This window comes from Mucilaginibacter lutimaris (assembly GCF_042676625.1).
GTDB classification, from domain to species: Bacteria; Bacteroidota; Bacteroidia; order Sphingobacteriales; family Sphingobacteriaceae; genus Mucilaginibacter; species Mucilaginibacter lutimaris.
Map to the genome: position 1 here is coordinate 421138 of NZ_JBHTIA010000012.1, position 17573 is coordinate 438710.

General features: G+C 39.4%; 19 protein-coding genes and 1 tRNA gene. 10 read left to right on the top strand and 10 right to left on the bottom strand.

What is annotated here, in order from left to right; all coding sequences use genetic code 11:
- Positions 1 to 64: 64 nt before the first annotated feature.
- Together ACFQZI_RS16840 and ACFQZI_RS16845 are read left to right on the top strand one after the other, a co-directional pair.
- Positions 65 to 139: transfer RNA gene (locus ACFQZI_RS16840), tRNA-Arg, on the top strand.
- Positions 140 to 278: 139 nt separating this feature from the next.
- Complete coding sequence (locus ACFQZI_RS16845; RefSeq protein WP_377144557.1) at positions 279 to 848, top strand: RNA 2'-phosphotransferase; 570 nt, start codon at positions 279 to 281, stop codon at positions 846 to 848.
- A 36-nt stretch (positions 849 to 884) separates the two neighbouring features.
- Here ACFQZI_RS16845 and ACFQZI_RS16850 read toward each other — a convergent pair whose 3' ends face one another.
- The 7 genes from ACFQZI_RS16850 to ACFQZI_RS16880 all read right to left on the bottom strand — a co-directional run bounded on the left by ACFQZI_RS16850 (position 885) and on the right by ACFQZI_RS16880 (position 9505).
- Positions 885 to 2180, bottom strand: a complete 1296-nt coding sequence (locus tag ACFQZI_RS16850; RefSeq protein WP_377144559.1) for an HlyD family secretion protein — start codon at positions 2178 to 2180, stop codon at positions 885 to 887.
- A gap of 25 nt (positions 2181 to 2205) precedes the next feature.
- Positions 2206 to 4383 (bottom strand): peptidase domain-containing ABC transporter, encoded by a 2178-nt coding sequence (locus ACFQZI_RS16855; protein ID WP_377144561.1) that lies wholly within the window; start codon positions 4381 to 4383, stop codon positions 2206 to 2208.
- Between the two features lie 74 nt (positions 4384 to 4457).
- Complete coding sequence (locus ACFQZI_RS16860) at positions 4458 to 4703, bottom strand: hypothetical protein (protein ID WP_377144563.1); 246 nt, start codon at positions 4701 to 4703, stop codon at positions 4458 to 4460.
- A 218-nt stretch (positions 4704 to 4921) separates the two neighbouring features.
- On the bottom strand, positions 4922 to 6040 hold the full coding sequence (locus ACFQZI_RS16865) for a TlpA family protein disulfide reductase (protein ID WP_377144564.1): 1119 nt from the start codon (positions 6038 to 6040) through the stop codon (positions 4922 to 4924).
- 393 nt (positions 6041 to 6433) lie between these two features.
- Entirely contained in the window at positions 6434 to 7549 is a 1116-nt protein-coding gene (locus ACFQZI_RS16870; RefSeq protein ID WP_377144566.1) for a peroxiredoxin family protein, read from the bottom strand.
- A 44-nt stretch (positions 7550 to 7593) separates the two neighbouring features.
- Positions 7594 to 7806: a hypothetical protein gene (locus ACFQZI_RS16875; RefSeq protein WP_377144568.1), complete on the bottom strand. Its 213-nt coding sequence runs from the start codon at positions 7804 to 7806 to the stop codon at positions 7594 to 7596.
- A 103-nt stretch (positions 7807 to 7909) separates the two neighbouring features.
- Positions 7910 to 9505 (bottom strand): cysteine peptidase family C39 domain-containing protein, encoded by a 1596-nt coding sequence (locus ACFQZI_RS16880; RefSeq protein ID WP_377144570.1) that lies wholly within the window; start codon positions 9503 to 9505, stop codon positions 7910 to 7912.
- Positions 9506 to 9809: 304 nt separating this feature from the next.
- Here ACFQZI_RS16880 and ACFQZI_RS16885 point away from each other — a divergent pair, with 304 nt between their 5' ends.
- The gene (locus ACFQZI_RS16885; RefSeq protein WP_377144571.1) at positions 9810 to 10190 is read left to right on the top strand and encodes a VOC family protein; all 381 of its coding nucleotides are present in this window, start codon (positions 9810 to 9812) and stop codon (positions 10188 to 10190) included.
- Positions 10191 to 10227: 37 nt separating this feature from the next.
- Here the strand turns inward: ACFQZI_RS16885 and ACFQZI_RS16890 are convergent, their stop codons facing one another.
- On the bottom strand, positions 10228 to 10830 hold the full coding sequence (locus ACFQZI_RS16890) for an FMN-dependent NADH-azoreductase (protein WP_377144573.1): 603 nt from the start codon (positions 10828 to 10830) through the stop codon (positions 10228 to 10230).
- A 115-nt stretch (positions 10831 to 10945) separates the two neighbouring features.
- On the opposite strand from ACFQZI_RS16890, the gene ACFQZI_RS16895 reads away from it, so the two are divergent.
- The gene (locus ACFQZI_RS16895) at positions 10946 to 11299 is read left to right on the top strand and encodes a winged helix-turn-helix transcriptional regulator (protein ID WP_377144575.1); all 354 of its coding nucleotides are present in this window, start codon (positions 10946 to 10948) and stop codon (positions 11297 to 11299) included.
- A 59-nt stretch (positions 11300 to 11358) separates the two neighbouring features.
- Positions 11359 to 12270 (top strand): 23S rRNA (adenine(1618)-N(6))-methyltransferase RlmF, encoded by a 912-nt coding sequence (gene rlmF, locus ACFQZI_RS16900; protein WP_377144577.1) that lies wholly within the window; start codon positions 11359 to 11361, stop codon positions 12268 to 12270.
- 41 nt (positions 12271 to 12311) lie between these two features.
- On the opposite strand, the gene ACFQZI_RS16905 is transcribed toward rlmF, so the two are convergent.
- Positions 12312 to 12824, bottom strand: a complete 513-nt coding sequence (locus ACFQZI_RS16905; RefSeq protein WP_377144579.1) for a DinB family protein — start codon at positions 12822 to 12824, stop codon at positions 12312 to 12314.
- 125 nt (positions 12825 to 12949) lie between these two features.
- Here ACFQZI_RS16905 and ACFQZI_RS16910 point away from each other — a divergent pair, with 125 nt between their 5' ends.
- Entirely contained in the window at positions 12950 to 14731 is a 1782-nt protein-coding gene (locus ACFQZI_RS16910) for an NACHT domain-containing protein (RefSeq protein ID WP_377144581.1), read from the top strand.
- A gap of 120 nt (positions 14732 to 14851) precedes the next feature.
- Here ACFQZI_RS16910 and ACFQZI_RS16915 read toward each other — a convergent pair whose 3' ends face one another.
- Complete coding sequence (locus ACFQZI_RS16915) at positions 14852 to 15832, bottom strand: GlxA family transcriptional regulator (protein ID WP_377144583.1); 981 nt, start codon at positions 15830 to 15832, stop codon at positions 14852 to 14854.
- 117 nt (positions 15833 to 15949) lie between these two features.
- Between ACFQZI_RS16915 and ACFQZI_RS16920 the strand changes: the two genes are divergently transcribed.
- Genes ACFQZI_RS16920 through ACFQZI_RS16935 form a run of 4 tightly spaced genes read left to right on the top strand, consistent with a single transcriptional unit; the run spans position 15950 to position 17541 of the window.
- On the top strand, positions 15950 to 16159 hold the full coding sequence (locus tag ACFQZI_RS16920) for a hypothetical protein (RefSeq protein WP_377144585.1): 210 nt from the start codon (positions 15950 to 15952) through the stop codon (positions 16157 to 16159).
- Between the two features lie 29 nt (positions 16160 to 16188).
- A complete protein-coding gene (locus tag ACFQZI_RS16925) occupies positions 16189 to 16599 on the top strand; it encodes a VOC family protein (RefSeq protein ID WP_377144586.1) in 411 nt (136 codons plus the stop codon).
- A gap of 19 nt (positions 16600 to 16618) precedes the next feature.
- Positions 16619 to 16999 carry a DoxX family protein gene (locus tag ACFQZI_RS16930; RefSeq protein WP_377144587.1) on the top strand — a complete coding sequence of 127 codons (381 nt, stop codon included), beginning with the start codon at positions 16619 to 16621 and terminating at the stop codon, positions 16997 to 16999.
- Between the two features lie 2 nt (positions 17000 to 17001).
- Positions 17002 to 17541, top strand: a complete 540-nt coding sequence (locus ACFQZI_RS16935; RefSeq protein WP_377144588.1) for an SRPBCC family protein — start codon at positions 17002 to 17004, stop codon at positions 17539 to 17541.
- Positions 17542 to 17573: the final 32 nt, after the last annotated feature.

Consider the following 17573-nt stretch of genomic DNA (forward strand, 5'->3'; position numbering starts at 1 on the left):
TTATATTCGCCGTTAATTGGCAGGGTCAGGTAAAATTTGCAAATTTGCATTTCCTAAAATAATAGGTCCTGTAGTTCAACGGATAGAATAGAAGTTTCCTAAACTTTAGATATGAGTTCGATTCTCGTCAGGACCACCATCATTTATAAGAGTTCAGATCCCGTAAGCTTTGCTTACGGGATTTTTATTTAATAGAATACTTGTTTTAGGATTATATTATAGATACCACCGTAGTGTAACTTAGCATAATACTGTCATTTAATAAATAGTAGAGTGCCATGAACGAAAAAGAGATTAAACATATCAGCAAATTTTTAAGCCTCATTTTAAGGCACCAGCCTCAATTGATAGGTATTCAACTTGACGAGCAGGGGTGGGTAAATGTGGATGAGCTATTAAAGCGGGTTAATGATCATGGGCTTGACATAAATCTTGCATTACTAAAGCATGTGGTTGAAACCAACGCTAAGAAGCGCTTTGCTTTTGATGAAGCCAAACAAAGGATACGTGCAAGCCAGGGCCATTCTGTTAACGTTGATCTGGGCTATCAGCCTGAAACACCACCAGCGTATTTATACCACGGGACTGGTGAAAAATCGGTGGCAGGCATTCTGAAAACAGGCCTCGAAAAGCGCGGCCGCCAGCATGTTCATCTTAGTAGTGATATCGTAACCGCTGTACAGGTTGGAAGCAGGCATGGCAAGCCCGCACTATTTAAAGTAATGGCAGAGGAGATGCATAAAAACGGATACTCGTTTTACTTGTCGGACAATAAAGTTTGGCTTACAGACGCGGTGCCGGCTGACTTTTTACAACTCGAGGATAATACAAAAGCAAGCCAATTATAGTTCAATTTATTGATGAAACCGCGATAAGGAGCCTATTTAATTACTTTTCATCGCCTTGATAACATTGCGGGTGAGGCGTTGCAAAACAGTAGCATCTTCGGTAATAATTTCGGCATCGGCAATCATACCCTGTTTTAACTTTACGGGCTTCTTCATGTCGGATGTCTTAGAGGTAAATACCACTCTTGACAAGAATACGCTATCATTTAGCGGCACATCAGCTATATAAGCTATTTTGCCATTCATCATACCAAATTCTTCGAAACGGTAACTCCGTAGTTTAACCAAAACCCTTTGGCCTGCTTTAACTTTACCAAAATTATCCTGCGGGATATTCATTTCGCCAAAAAACTTTTCGTTACCGTTACTTACGTAAAAAACCTCATGTGCCGGGCTTACTACCTGATTCTCCTGTACATTGCCCGCAAAAGTTACTTTCCCCTCTTGCGATGCGAACAAAACGTATTTGTTCTTCCAATCCTCGGCCTGGCTTATCAGGCTGTTTAACGCCTGAGAGAATTTAGAACGCTCTTCGGTAACCTGGTTGTCCAGCTCCAGTATTTCTTTTTGCTTAGCCAGCAGGTTGCCATTTGCAGATATTATTGCTGCATCTGTTTGTAGCAGGGGCGCTTTTCGTGCTATATATTTACTTTCCTGCTGCCGCAATTCAGCAGGGGTTTCCACCTTTTGCTTTTCCAGCTTCAGGTGCATGTCATACTCTTCCTTAGCCAGGTCTGCATCGCGCTGTTGTAATGATTTTTCCGCCTTCAGCTGCCCTGTTTGCTTATTAAGGGTTTCGATATCATGCATCAAGTAGTCGCGTTTTTTTACCAGGAAACCATTTTGAACCGAGGCTTTATAGGCCAGATAAGATTGAATAAAAGTTTGATAAGCGCCTTGTAATTCTCCCAGGTTATTATTTGCCGTTTTATTAAAAAAGCTCTCGTCTATTTGTTTGCCGGGTGATACCTGTTCCTGTAATTTCAACAAGCCTGTTAAAAGTGTTAGCACTTCCTGATGGTTTGCCGTACTTTCTATATAAGCCAATGGCTGGCCGGCACTAACGGCTTGGTTGTTGGTTACAAGCAACCTGTCGATTTTACCGGTTACTTTTGGTATAATAGGTTTAGCCACATTAGGCGACGATATTTTTAAATGTGTTTTTACAATATCGGGGTATTTTATAAAGGCCGATAAACTCAATAATAGTACCAATATGCTAAAAAACAGGGTTATACCCCAGCGCAGGATCCATGCGGGTACGGCTGTAATAATATCCTGCATATCGTCGGAATGCCGGGTTTGTACGTTTATATCAAAATTTGAAGGCATGTTAATAATGGTTTATGCTACACGGTTATGTACCTAATTCTAACTGATTTTTGACCAATTTATAATAATCGCCTTTCAAGGATGTTAACTCCAGGTGCGTCCCTTGTTCTACAATACGCCCCTTATCAAGCAAAATTATATTATCAGCATTGCTTACAGTACTTAAGCGATGCGCTACAATCACCACAGTTCGTCCCGCAAAAAATTCTTTCATATTTTCCATAATAACCCGCTCATTATTTGCGTCGAGCGCATTTGTTGCCTCGTCAAATAAAATGTATTCGGGGTTTTTATATACAGCACGGGCAATTAACAGCCTCTGGCGTTGCCCCTGGCTTATGCCATTGCCCTCGGCACCAATTTTTGTTTTGAGGCCAAGGGGCAGGCTATCAATCAGATCTTGAATATTGGCCACATGAATTGCATGGCGTAGTTTCTCTTTATCGGGATAGTCATCACCAACGGCGATGTTGCGTTCTATCGAGTCGGAAAAAATAAAGCCATCCTGCATCACTACACCACAGTGCCCGCGCCAGGTTTTAAACCCAATATTTGAAAGCGACTGATTGCCGATTCTTATATCGCCCTTTTCGGGCACATAGAATCTGAGCAGTAGTTTAAGTATGGTTGTTTTACCACTGCCGCTCATGCCTACTATGGCGGTGGTTTTGCCCTGCGGTATCTCAAGATTGATATTGTCTAATACCGCCTCGTTACCTGCCCCGGGATACCTGAAGGTTAAATTGGTTAGGCTTAAACCACGGTTTTGCGGCAGGGTATAGTTATATTCTTTATCTAATGGCTCCTCATCGGCCATTTCGTGGATCTCGTTTAACCTTTCAAGGCTTATCTTAGCATCCTGGAAGCCCTGTATAAAGCCTAAAAACTGCTGTATAGGGCCGTTTAACTGCCCAATAATATATTGTACCGCTATCATACCCCCAAGGGTTAGCTGCCCGTCTATCACAGCTTTAGCGCTTAAGAAGGTTATAAGGAGGTTGGTAGATTCGTTTATAAAAGTAGAACCACCCTGCTGGTACTGGCTCAGGGCCAAATTTTTTACGTTGAATTTAAATAAACGGGCCTGTATGTGTTCCCACTCCCAGCGTTTTTGCTGCTCGCAGTTGTTTAATTTAATCTCCTGCATGCCGTTAACCAGTTGTACAATACTGCTTTGATTTTTAGACGAGATCTCGAAGCTTTTATAATTAAGCTCACGGCGGCGTTTTAGGAAAGCCACAATCCAACCCAGGTATAATACACTGCTTACTACATATACAAAAAATATGGCAATGTTGTAATAAGCCAGCACAACTGAAAACACCAACAGGTTAAACATAGAGAACAGCGTGCTTAAAGTAGACCCTGTTAAAAAGGTTTCTATACGGCGCTGGTCGCTCATGCGCTGCATAATATCGCCTGTCATTTTTGTATCGAAAAAGCTCATGGGGAGTTTCATCAGCTTTATCAAAAAATCGGTAAGGATAGATATATTTACCCGGGTGCTAATGTGGAGTAGTATCCACGACCGTATAAATTCTACACTTACCCTGCCAATGATAAGCGCCGCCTGGGCAATAATAATGATGTAGATGAAATTTAGGTTGCGCGTATTAATACCAATATCAACTACCGACTGTGTTAAAAAAGGCGCAACCAGTTGCAGTAATGTACCAATGCCTAAGCCAAAAAGCAATTGAATAACCAGTTGCCTGTACATAACCAGGTAACGCAATAAAAAGCTCCAGCTTATTTCGCTTCCCTTTTCATCTTCCTGTTCGTAAAAATATGGGGTGGGGCTTAGCAGTAACGCAATGCCCTCGCTATTTTCGGTATCCGAAAGCCAGTTGGCAGTAAAATCCTGCTCGCTTAATTTTATTAAACCCTGGGCAGGGTCGGCAATGTGGTACTTGCCTTTGCTTATTTTATATAGTACTACAAAGTGGTTTTGGCGCCAGTGTAAAATACAGGGCAGCTCGGCCTCCTTTAAATCTTTTATGTTCAGTTTAGCCCCTAACGATCTGAAGCCAATCTTTTCGGAAGCATCGCTAATGCCTAAAAGAGAAACACCCTCACGATTGATTTCGCAAAGCTGCCGGAGTGTTTGCAGCTTAAAATTACGGCCAAAATGTTTTGCCACCATGCGCAGGCAGGTAGGGCCGCAGTCCATTTGATCGGGTTGTTTATAAAAGGGAAAAGGCATCAGTTTACAATAAGTATTGCTAATATAAAATTAAACAGCAAGAGTTTTGGGCTCTTGCTGTTTAAAGGTGTTAATTAGGCTATGCCATTATCTACACAGCCGTAAACGCCTGTGTAGCCATGTGCCCTACAGTATGTTTGTGCATCTGCGAGTGAATTACAGCATATGCCGTAAAATGAGGTAGTATCGGTTACATCATTGCCACCGCAAACTACGTAATTGATACATGGGTGCGGGCCTGGTTGGGTAGGATCGGGAGGCAAGCCACCACCTAAAACATTTTTCATCTCAGCCCGACTGAGTTTGTTAAATTTAGACATAAGTTAGATATAAAAATTAAGATATTACTGCCGTAACCACGCCCCGGCAAATTGGCGGCATGTATATAAAGTGCATGCTCCTTTATTTTTGCGAGAGGTTTCTTTAGTGCCGTATCAACGGATCTATAATAGTCAGACAAGCATTGTATGAAGAAGCAGGCAATAAAGCCTGTTTACCTTAAAGTTTTTATTGATTATAATACTTTTGGGTGAACATGTTAATTGTCATTTGCTAATACTTTACCAATTGTTTTGAATAACTCTTCTCCGTACAAATTTTTTGCTATGATCTTCCCTTGTTTATTAAGAAGAAAATTAGCTGGGATTGAGGGAAGGTAAAGCTTTTCCACAATCTTATCAGTAGAGCTGGCTTCTATCAATTGCTTCCAGTTCAAACTATCCTCCGCTATTGCTTTCTGCCAAGCATTCTTGTTCAAATCGATAGAAATGCTCACTATTTCAAAATTTTTCTGTTTATATATTTTTGCTATTTTTTTTATGTTAGGATTTTCTTTTCTACAAGGGATGCACCACGAAGCCCAAATATCTAACAATACATATTTCCCTTTATATGTCTGAATACTGAATGGTTTACCTGTAGTATCTATAGTATTTAGTTCAGGTAAAATCCCACCAGCCGTGATACTGTCAATTACATACTTCACTTCTTTACCCCATCGATTTAATTGTGATTTTTTTGGAAGTGAATAAAAAATTTTCTTTAAATCATCAGATGCTATGTTTAAAACCTCATCATGTAATACCATAGAATTAATACCAGACGCCGGGTTAAGTCTTATCCAATTTAAAACTTGATTAACAAGTGTCATTTTCAATTCAGCCGACAAAGAATCTCTTTTTCTTAATTTTGATTCGGAAATTAATTCATCTACATTTTTGCCGTGTATGTATCTATCATAATCCACTCTTGCAATACCGTACTCTTTGATCAGTTTAATGCTTTTTAATTGTGCTTTATATTTTTCATAATCTGCTGCTGTAATATTATCATTAACAATTAATCGCTTAAAAACCGAATCCTCTAAAGTTATATTTGCTTTACCTGTGTCTAAAAATAACACCGCACCATCGCTTGGGCCTTTTAAATAATAAAGCTCTGGGCCATTCGCCTTTATCATAAACTCAAACTTTTGATTATACACTTTAGTACTCCAGACTTTTTCGGATTTAGCTAAACGTTTAGGCAGCATCTGCGACAAGCGTATTTCGGTTTCATCTTTCATCTTAGCTTCACTACAAATAATGTGTAAATTGCTTTGCCCATTCACCAAAGCGGGAAGAATTAATAGGATCAAGTAAAAAAGTAAAATCTTCATGCTTTATAAAATTCAATCAAAGGAGCCAATTTGGCTCCTTTGGGTAAATGGCTATGATGCGTTGATACCTTTCCAGCAATAGTTTGCTGGCAATTGAGTAGCTTGGCATGTTGGGATTTGGCACTTTGGTCCATATTGTGAAGTTGCGCAACCTTCATCATTTGAACACTCGCTCGTTATACAACCATCTCCACCACCGACAGGCCCGCCTGGTAATCCAGGATCACGGACACCACCTAAAACACTTTCATCTCAGCTCTGCTGAGTTTGTTGAATTTTGACATTGAAATAAAAATTATTTATTAGTTCTTCTGCCGTAACCACGCCCCGGCAATTTGGCGGTATGTATATAAAGTGCATACTCCTTACTTTTGCGAGAAGTTTCTTTTCGTACTATTTTATCAATTCGTTGAGTTTGTTTAGTAACTCTTCACCGTGAATGTCTTTCGCGATGATAATGCCATTCGGGTCGATCAGATAATTATTAGGTGCCGCATAAACGTAGTACTTTGATGATACCTCATTGTTCCATACTTTCAAATCTGATAAGTGAGTCCACGCGGTCAGTTTATCGTCTTTTATCGCTTGCATCCATTTAGCTTTGTCTGAGTCGAGTGAAATACTAGCAATAGTGAAATTTTTATTTGAATAATTATTTATAGCCTTAATTAAGTTTGGGTTATCTGCACGGCATGGCACACACCACGAGGCCCAAAAATCTAATAGCAAGTATTTACCCTTAAAACTATTTAAGCTAACCATTTGTCCTGCTGTATCGGCTTGCATAAAAGCCGGTGCTTTTGAACCGATAAATAGACTATCAATGCGATATTGCAATTCAGAACCCCAAGTGTTTTTTTTTGATTGTAATGGCAATTTTTTAAAAGCATCTGAAATTGTCTTCTCGGGTGCACGATCAATCAAATTATACAATAAAAAAGTATTTAAGTAAGATGAAGGATGTTTATTTATAAAAGTAATCGATAGTTGAAGGTCTTTCTTTTGTTTTAAAATATTCAAGGAATCTACCTTGATTTTTAAGATTTCTCGTTCTTTTGAAGTGATATTATTTGCTTCAAAAGAGTGGTAGTAATTCACCCGTGCTATATCATAAGCTTTAGATTCTGAACTTTTAGATTGGTCTGAATTAAACTCTTCATATTCATCATAAGTCTTATTTCCCGTGACCTTTAGAGTTTTTAACGTTGAATCTATAATTTCCAATGCAATGTCACTTGGCCCAAGGTGAAGGCGGGCAAAATTCTTGTTTACATATAATAAGTAGTTTTCGCCAAACCCTGTCGGTATTACGAACGAGAAGCGGTGGTATGCCGATTTAGTTATAAGTTTGAGTTTGGATTTTTCAAATCGACGAGGAGCAGCCTTAATTAACGTTATTTCTGTCCCATCTTTTATAAGCGGGCATATGGCGTTTATTTTAACGGTATTTTGTGTAAATCCGCTGAGTGAAAAAAGAGTTAAGAAAAAGATGAGTATATTGATTTTCATAATTAATTATTAAATAGGCCTTAGTTATCTAAGGCCTATTATTTTTATAAACCTTTAGGATAACAAATATATTTTGTCGTCTTATCGGGGCATTTTGTAGAATCAGTGCCAATGCTTTTACAATAATCATTGGTGCTGCAGTTATCATCGCTTGAGCACTCGTCAGCACAGACATCGCCTGTACCACCACCTGGGGGACGTAACCCACCTAAAACATTTTTCATCTCAGCTCTGCTGAGTTTGTTGAATTTTGACATTGAAATAAAAATTATTTATTAGTTCTTCTGCCGTAACCACGCCCCGGCAATTTGGCAGTATGTATATAAAGTGCATACTCCTTTACTTTCGCGAAAAGTTTCTTTATTGCTGTACCAAAAGGTATTTTATATCTTGTATCCGATAGGCATCCGGTAAACGGTATCCGTTCACCAGCAGTGTAGGGGTGGCTCTTATTTCGGCCATGTTGCACCATTCCTGTTGTTTTTCTAACCTGTAATATTTTGTTTCGTCGAGGGTAACGGGGTGGGCTTTGGCCCAGGCATTATAGTCTTTGTGTTTTTGCTCGTACCAATCATGCAGGGCATTTTTCACCTTGCTCTTGTCGGGCAATTCATTCAGTGCCATCAGGTGGCGGGTAACCGGGGTTTTTATGTCCTCATCTTTATTATTGGCCGTAAATACCAGCCTTAATTGTATATCGGGGTTACGGTTTAGCCATTCATCCAAAACCTGGTGTGTGCTTGCGCATGGCGGGCAATATGGGTTACTCACCATTGTTATAACATTACCTGCTTCTACGTTACCTAAAATAATACTCCAGTCGTCGGCAGGCATTGCATATTTGGGTTGCTCTTTTAGCAGGGAATTAAATAATTCGCTGTTATATTTAAAATTGCGTAATTGATTTTTAAGAGATCTGGCCTGCTGTGTATTTAAAAACAGCGGTTTTAATAATAACCAGGTGGCTACCGGCATGGCAAGGCATATTGCTAAGCCTAACAATGCTTTTGCACTTAAAATTTGAAAGGGAATGTTTAAGAATCCTACAAGTGGAATAAATTCTAACCAGAGTAATGCCTGCACCATACAGCAAAATATACACCATTGCTTGGCTATACGCGCCTGGTAATATATTGAGTAGACGGTATAAGGCAAACTAATGATATTTAATATAGCCAATGCCTGTAACAACGCCATATTGCCACCGCCAAATAAAAGTGCCAACCAGGTTCCTGTAAAATAAAAAAAGCCAACCTCGCTCCAGCTTAGGCCCTCAAAAACATTGGCTGCTTTAGATGATAATATGGCATTACAATTTGTTTTACCGCCACCGCCGCACAGGGTTTGAACAAGCGGGTTGTTACGGTCTATACTTTGTATAAGCAATAAAATAGAAACGGCTACTCCGGCAGTTTTAAACAAGGCAGCTAAAACCGTATGCCAGCTCATAAAAATAGGCGCGAAGGTTACAATGCCGGCTATCACAACAAAAGCCAGTAAGCCTAAACCAAATGAAATTCGGGTGTCCTGGTTGTTTAATTTAAAAACCGCGTTTTGGGTGCTGATGGGTTGCCCGTTGTTTTCTACCGCCAATACAACGTTGTTAAATATGTCCTTAAATTCATTAAGAGATAAAGTATAGTTTTTGCGGTTCTGGTCGGTAACTGTGGCTTTATGTTCGTTTAAGGCGGTTACGAGTAAAAATTCTGATCCGGATTTTTTAGTATGGGCAATAAAAGGCACCGGGACGCTTTGTAGTTCACCGGCATCTATACGGTAGGCGCCGGCTTCGATACCAAAGTTATTTAGTACATCATTTAACGCTAAAAGATTGGGGTAATCCGGATGGATATTTAATTCATTGGTGACTTCGTCTGCTGTGATCTTGGGATTAATAAGTTTGATCAACTCAATTAATACCGCGTCGGCATTGTGGGGTTTAGAAAAGATAGACATAGGTTGTTATGTATTTCATAAATCTATTTACTAAAAAGCAAATAAGCAAGAGGTATTTTCTATTCACGTAGTTTTACGCGATTTGTTTTTCGAGATTATAGCTGGAATTGCATTTTCAAGGCTGTAAATTAATTTTTAATTAATTCTAAAATTAATTTTTTAAATAAAAGGGGAACCAATACGCCAGTGAACGAGTTAAGCCTTGACTTATAATGGTAATCCACTTAAAATCACCCAAAAGTATGACCCGTTTAATTTGCGGATTATAGATTTTTGACGGAGATTTAAACCAAACTAAAACAACATGAAAAAAGTAACCGGTTTAGGCGGCGTTTTTTTTAAAAGCAACGACCCTAAGGGCATGAACGAATGGTATGCAAAAAACCTTGGCTTGCCTGTGGGGCAATATGGTACAACCTTTGAATGGCGGGAGGATGACGACCCATCTAAAAAAGGTTCTACCAGCTGGTGCGCGTTCCCGCAGGATACCAAATATTTTAATCCGTCTGAAAAGCCTTTTATGATCAACTACCGGGTAGAAAACTTGGTGGCATTACTTGAGGAACTAAAGAAAGAAAATGTTACTATTGTTGATGAAATTGCCGAATACGATTACGGTAAATTCATCCACATTATGGACCCCGAAGGTAATATTATTGAACTATGGGAACCGAAAGATGAATAGAAAAAAAGCCTTTAGAGATTATCTAAAGGCTTTTTTGTTAGTCTATAGCAATACTTTCAAGGCCTTTTTCAACCGCGGTGTCCTTTATTCCCGGCACCATTGTTCCTTCTATTCGGGATACGCTAATATCCGTCATTCCGAGAAAGCCAAGCATAAATTTAAGATATGGTTCTACGAAATCAGCAGGCTTATAAGGTCCGTCAGAATATACCGCACCAGATGATATAGCCAGGTAAATCTTTTTGCCATTAATAAGCCCTTGCGGGCCGTTCTCGTCATACTTAAAAGTTATACCGGCTCTTGCAATATGGTCAATCCAGGCTTTAAGGGTTGATGGGATACTGAAATTATATAATGGGGCACCTACTACAATAATATCAGCATCATGTATTTCCTTTACAGCTTCTTCAGAATGCTTTATAGCTTCGCGATTTTCGGGCGTGTAGTGCTCTGCAGGGGTAAAGAACGATGTAAGATGGGCTTCTTCCAGGTGTGGGAAAAGGCTTTTAGCTATATCTTTAATTTTAACAGTGCTTCCCGGGTATTTAGCCAGTATCTTTTCTACAATGGCGTTACCCAGTTTAATGCTCATAGAGGCCTCGCCTCTTGGGCTCGTGATAATATGCAATATTTTTTTCATCTGTTTGATATTAATTTGGCCAAAGCTATTTACATTTGCTTGTAAAATATTAGTAGTATACAAAAGGTTAGTAGTAACCTTTGTATTAGTTTTTTAATAATCAATTGGTTGTGAAATGGATAAGCCCAGGAGCAGGGAGGAATGCAACGGCCGTTTAACATCAATAGGCGATGCGCTATACGTAATAGGCGGTAAATGGAAACTGCGTGTTATTGTAGCGTTAATGGAGAGTACAAAGCGCTTTAACGAGATCCAGCGAACGGTAGAGGGTATATCTGCCCGCGTATTGTCAAGCGAATTGAAGGAACTGGAGATGAATGGCTTCGTAACCCGTGTAGTGCATGCAAAGCAAACGCCGGTGGTGGTTGAGTATGCGATAACGCCGTATGCCAATTCATTAGATGATGTTTTACAGGCATTGTCTAAATGGGGAATTATGCATCGCGAAAAGTTGAGAAAAGAGAGGTAATAATCCATTCAAGAAATTGAAGCAGGTTATGCTGAATATACTTGTTAACTTTGCTGCACATGGCAAAGAAACAAAACACAGCATCCGGAGAAAAAATAATATTACACCCGCGCAACGCGCACCGGAATCGTTACGATTTTGCCACGCTGATAAAAACACTGCCTGTACTGCGTAGCTTTGCTGCGCAAAATGAATTTAATGATCTGTCTATTGATTTTACAAATCCCGATGCTGTTAAAGTCTTGAACCAGGCCCTGCTTAAACAATATTATGGCATTAACCATTGGGATATTCCACAGGGCTTCCTTTGTCCGCCCATCCCCGGCAGGGCCGATTATATTCATTACATCGCCGATGTTTTGACGGAGGGTAATAACGGCATAATACCTATCGGGAGTAATGTTAAAGTGTTGGATATAGGCACGGGCGCTAACTGCGTATACCCTCTTATTGGCCATAAAACATATGACTGGAGCTTTGTTGGCAGCGAGGCCGATTATATAGCCCTTGCGTCGGCAAAAAAAATAGTGGAAGATAACAGCCTAACCAACGTTATAGACATTCGTAAACAAACCACTTTTGCCAATATTTTTGATGGGGTGATAAAGCCAGGCGAAAAGTTTGACATGACTATGTGCAACCCACCATTCCATTCCTCATCAAAAGAAGTTAAAGAAAAATCTACCCGCAAGTGGAAGAACCTTGGGCAGGACAAAGGCGCCGAATTAAACTTTGGCGGCCGCAATAACGAGCTTTGGTATGAAGGCGGCGAACCCCGTTTTCTGAATAAAATGATCACAGAGAGTAAGCAATTCGCCGGATCGAGCAAATGGTTCTCATCGCTTATATCTAAAAAAACTACGCTGGATGGCTGCTATAAATCTTTAGATTACTACAAAGCTGCGGATGTGAAAACCATCAGCATGTCGCAAGGGCAAAAGGTAAGCCGGATATTGGTTTGGCGTTTTTAAAATAACAAGGGCTGTGTGTTTTGCAGCCCTTGTTATTTATGTTAAAACCTGTCCCAAAATGCGGGTGGCTCAATGCCCAACGCGCGCAGGTAAACATAGCCCTGGCCCCGGTGGTGTATCTCGTTATCTATCAGGTAAAGAATGGTATTGATGATAGTGTTTGGATATTGCCCAAATGCGGCCTCTGTCTGCTGAAAACGGTCGGCAGGTATTTGCGGCCATAAAACAGCTATCTGCTCGGTAACTTCGTCCCAGGCTTCTAAAAATTGGGTCTTGGTAGTAATTTTTGCGCTTTCGTTAAAATAATCCAGTTCTGGTGTAGTTTCCCATTTACCGGTAGTAATGCCGTTGATGCCTGCGCTTGCAAGGCCAAGCATTTCGCCGGCCAAAACATTGTAAGTGCGCATGCCACCTATGCTAAACTCGTAAAGGTCTTTCTCGGGGAAGGCCGCTAAAACCCTGCGGCTTAAATCCCGGTGGCCCTGCCAATGCTTTAAAAGCTCGTTTGAGGTAATTACCGGGGTACCCATTGTTGTTGCTGTTGTGTTTGTCATGGCTGTTAATTTTAATTTGTAATACAAAGAAACAGCAGGCTAATGACAGCAGTATGTCAGTAGGATTTGGGAAATACTAGTAATATACTATAATTATCTCTATATTAGCTATTCACCTAGTCACAATGGAAGAAATAGATTCAAATAAGCTTATTGCTGAAATAATTTCAGCAAACGTTGAAAATCTTTTTGATGCATCAAAAAGATTTATCATCGATAAAGGAAATCAACTCAAAGCTAGACTTAGTTTAACCTTTTCTAATTATATAGAGGGCATCGAAAGGAAATATTCTAGTACTAAAACTATAATTTATCGAGATACTCCTCAATCAATAAAGTTGTTTTACGAGCCAATAGACCTTTTTAATGATAAGATTGAACTAAGGAGTCCTCAAATTTCTGATTTAATAAATCTTAAAAAACCATTAATTATTACTGGTACTGGCGGTTCAGGGAAGTCTACATTTTTAAAGCATCTACTGTTGAATTCTCTGGAATTAACGAAGCTTATTCCAATATTTGTAGAACTAAGGAATGTAGAACAAGCAAAAATTGGCCTATTAGAATATATTTATAAAAGTTTACAGTTATATAAAGTTGACTTAGGCTCCGAATACTTGGATCAAGCGTTTAATAAAGGGAATTTCCTTTTTTTATTAGATGGGTTCGATGAGTTATCGCCGATTTTTGCTCAAGAAATTGGAAAGGAAATTGATCATATAGCTCAAGTATATTCAAAATGTCACTTCATAATCACATCTAGACCTGGTCAGGATTTTATATCTTGGGAAAATTTTATAGAATTACATACTCAACCCTTAACTCTTGAAAAAGCTATTAATTTAGTTGAAAGACTGAATTTTGATAGCGAAGTAAAAGAAAATTTTATTGGTGAATTACGGAAAAGCTTATACGACACTCATCAATCCTTTTTTGAAAACCCACTATTACTCTCTATAATGTTAATTACATATAGAGATAGCGCATCAATCCCTTCTGAATTACATAACTTTTATTCATTGGCCTTCGAGGCCTTGTATTATAGACATGATGCCTCAAAATCATTTACACGGCCAACGCTTACAAACTTGCCAATCAATAAGGGTAAGGATATAATGTCTGCTTTTTCTCTCATTACATATTTGAAGACACAAACATCTTTTAATGATTATGAACTAAAAGATCTTTTAACAAAAGCGATTAGGCTAGCTGATTGCCAATGTGAGTTGAAGGATTTAATCACAGATTTATTAAGGGCTTTTTGTATGCTTTTACAGGATGGTACAATGTATGAATATACACATCGCTCATTTCAAGAGTACTTCGCCGCATGTTATCTGGTTTCAACGAATGAAAGTAATCAAAGTCAATTAATTGCTGAATTTTCCAAACGTGCTGACACAGATATCACTTTACAATTAGCGCATGGGATGAACCCTAAAATGGTTGAAGAAAAGCTAATTATGCCTTTTTTAACCGAATTTAAATCGAAAATTGGCTTTGAAGGAGAAATCACTAAAAGTGTATTTATCAAATTCGCCCAAACCTATTTTGATACTATTAGCTTTTACGGCCCAGGTCCAAGTTTGTCGGTAGGTAATGATAAAGAAGAACATTATTCTAGAAAAAGATTGGACTTGGGGATTACTAAACTCATATTAAGAATATACAACATTGACACCGATTTTAAAGAAAGTGAAAAATACAAACCAATATCAAATAGGGAAATAAAACCAATCCCGGTGTCCAAAATTGAGTCTAATCAAGAAGTACTTAACTGGATTATTAAAAATTCTTTAGAAACTCGTGTGTTATATGAGTTGATGAAGTTAGAACAGACTTTAAGAGATAAAAACAATCGAAATAATAGATTATTTGATTCTTTATTTAAGAAGTTAACTATGTAATAGTAAATATTATGCATAAACAACTATGATATGAGGAAGACTATCAAAATATAAAGTTATTAATAGTCACCTTCTATTTGAATTAAGACTTTTTAAGACGCAGTTGGGTTGACGACATCCCTACGCCGCTTTATCCTTACTATACTTATTCCTATACTCTACCGGTGACAGGCCTGTTATCTTTTTAAATATCATCCTGAAGGCTTTTGTATCGGTATAACCTACGCTGTACATCACCTCGTTCACGTTCTCACGGATGGTTTCGAGGCTCATTTTGGCCGCTTCGATGCGTACACGCTGCATATATTCCACAACGGTATTTGATGTGGCCTTTTTAAACCGGCGTTCCAGGTGACGGCGGCTTATGGCAAACATATCCGCCAGGTGATCTACCGTAATTTTGTCGCGGTAGTTGTGCTCTATAAAGTCCTGTGCTTTTTTGATGACCTCGTCGTCGTGGTCTTTTTGCCCCTGAAAGATGATGAACAGCGACTGGCTGTTCCGCTCAATATCTATCTCGAAGATCTTGGATGAGTTGATGGCCATGTCCCTGCCTGCAAATTTCTCTACCAGGTAAAGCAACAGGTTGAGTGATGAATATGCGCCGCCGCTGGTGTAAATGCCGCCCTCATCGGTAATGATCTTATAAGGCATTAGATTTATATCGGGGAACATTTTTCTAAAATCGTCTGCCATGAGCCAGTGCGTAGTGCAGCTGCGGCCTTTAAGTAAGCCCGTAGAGGCCAGTATGAAAGCACCTATACAAAGCGAGACCACTTCAGCACCCAATTTATATTGCTTAATTATCCACGGAATAAGATCTGCATTGTCCTTTATAACTTTGTTTATATCTCCATGCACCGCCGGGATAATAATAAGGTCGGTTTTAACCACTTCAGTAAAGGTAAGCTCGGGCTTAATGGTGAACAAGCCGTTGGTTAATACTGTCTCTTTACTTAAACCCACAAGCTGTACCTTAAACAGCGGCGCTTTATTCATCCGCTGAAGCGTTTGATTTACCATCGAGAACATCTTATAGGTGGCCTCAATGTTGCTAAGGCTGGTTTCGCCATGGGGGATGAGTATGGATATGTGTTTCATAATACCAAAGTTACCATGTATCACTGTCGCAATCAACCCCTTAGATTGTCGTAATTACACCCATTTAAATCTACTGAACCCCTGCACCTTTGTATGGTACCAGGTAAATATTTTATAATGATAGAGGTTTTTAAGACAAATGTGCGGCAAAAAAGGGTTTCCAAAACGCTTGTGAAGGCGCTTACGAAGCAATTTCCTGCTACTAAAGTAAACTTCGATCTGGATGATTGCGATAAGGTATTAAGAGTAGAGGGGAAAGATTTTTGCCCGCACCGCATTATAGAATTACTTAACCTGAACGGGCATTACTGCGAGATACTTAAATAAACAATTACAAACCTATAAACTTACAAACCATGTCAAAAATTAGCGCTTACATCAATTTCAAAAACAATCAATGTGCCGAGGCCATGAACTTTTACCAAAATCTTTTAGGCGGCGAACTAAACTTAATGCCGGTAAAAGGCTCACCCATGGAAGAAAATTTTCCCGGTGAACTGCAAAATGGCATTCTGCATGCCGACTTAACCGGCAGCGAATTTAACCTGCTTGGTACAGATATGCCCAACCCGAATATTGAAGCAACTATAGGGCTGGTATCGTTAACTATTACCTGCGCCAACAAAGCAGACGTTAATGAAAAGTTTGCAAAACTCGCCAATGGAGGCAAAGTAGTGCACGAAGTTATGACGTTTTTTGCCGGTACAATGGGCAACGTGATTGATAAATATGGCATTGCCTGGGGCGTTTTTACAGATGAACAATAACCCATAGCATTTTGCTATTATGAAACCAAAAGCAATAAGTATAATCTATTGGGCATTGGATGTGCTTTTTACGCTTGCAATGCTGGGCGACGCATACGGTGGTATAACCAAACAAGAGGCGGGACAGGAAGTGCTTAAGCATTTAGGCTACCCTGTTTATATGATGGTTATAATGGGCGTATTTAAACTGTTTGGCGCTATAGCAATTCTCCAGAATAAGTTTACAACTTTAAAGGAATGGGCTTTCGCAGGCTTTTTTATCAGTTTTGTTGGCGCGTTTGCTTCAAGGGCATTCGTTGGCGATAAGGTTACTTTATTGTTACCACCTATAGTAATGTTGCTGATAATGTTTACCTTGTATTACTTTTGGAAACGTTACCAGGCCGTTAACAACCTATAACCATGGACACCCTTACCACCATTATTGGCATCTTCGCCGGCATAATTGTAGTTGTATTGCTGTTAGCGGCCATCGCTCCTAAATCTTATAGCGTTCAGCGCAGTATTATTATCAACAAGCCGCGGCAGCAGGTTTTCGATTATGTCAAATACCTGCGTAATCAGGATAATTACAGTAAGTGGGTAATGATGGACCCCAATAAACGTATGACCTATTCTGGTACCGATGGCACCGAGGGGTACAACGCCGCCTGGGACAGCGATATGAAGCAGGCGGGTAAAGGTAACCAAACCATTGAGAAAATAGTAGATGGTGAACGTGTAGATATCCGCGTGGTATTTATAAAGCCGTTTGCCGGTGTTGCCGATACCTACATTGCCACGCAGGAAGTTGCCCCCGACAGCACCACCGTTAAATGGGCATTTTACAGTAAAATGCCTTTTCCGATGAATGCGATGCTATTAATTATTAACATGGAAAAAATGTTAGGTAAAGATATGGAAGAAAGCCTTAACAACCTGAAACGGGTGTTGGAGCAATAAAGAAGATTTAAACACAAACCTTAAACTAAATT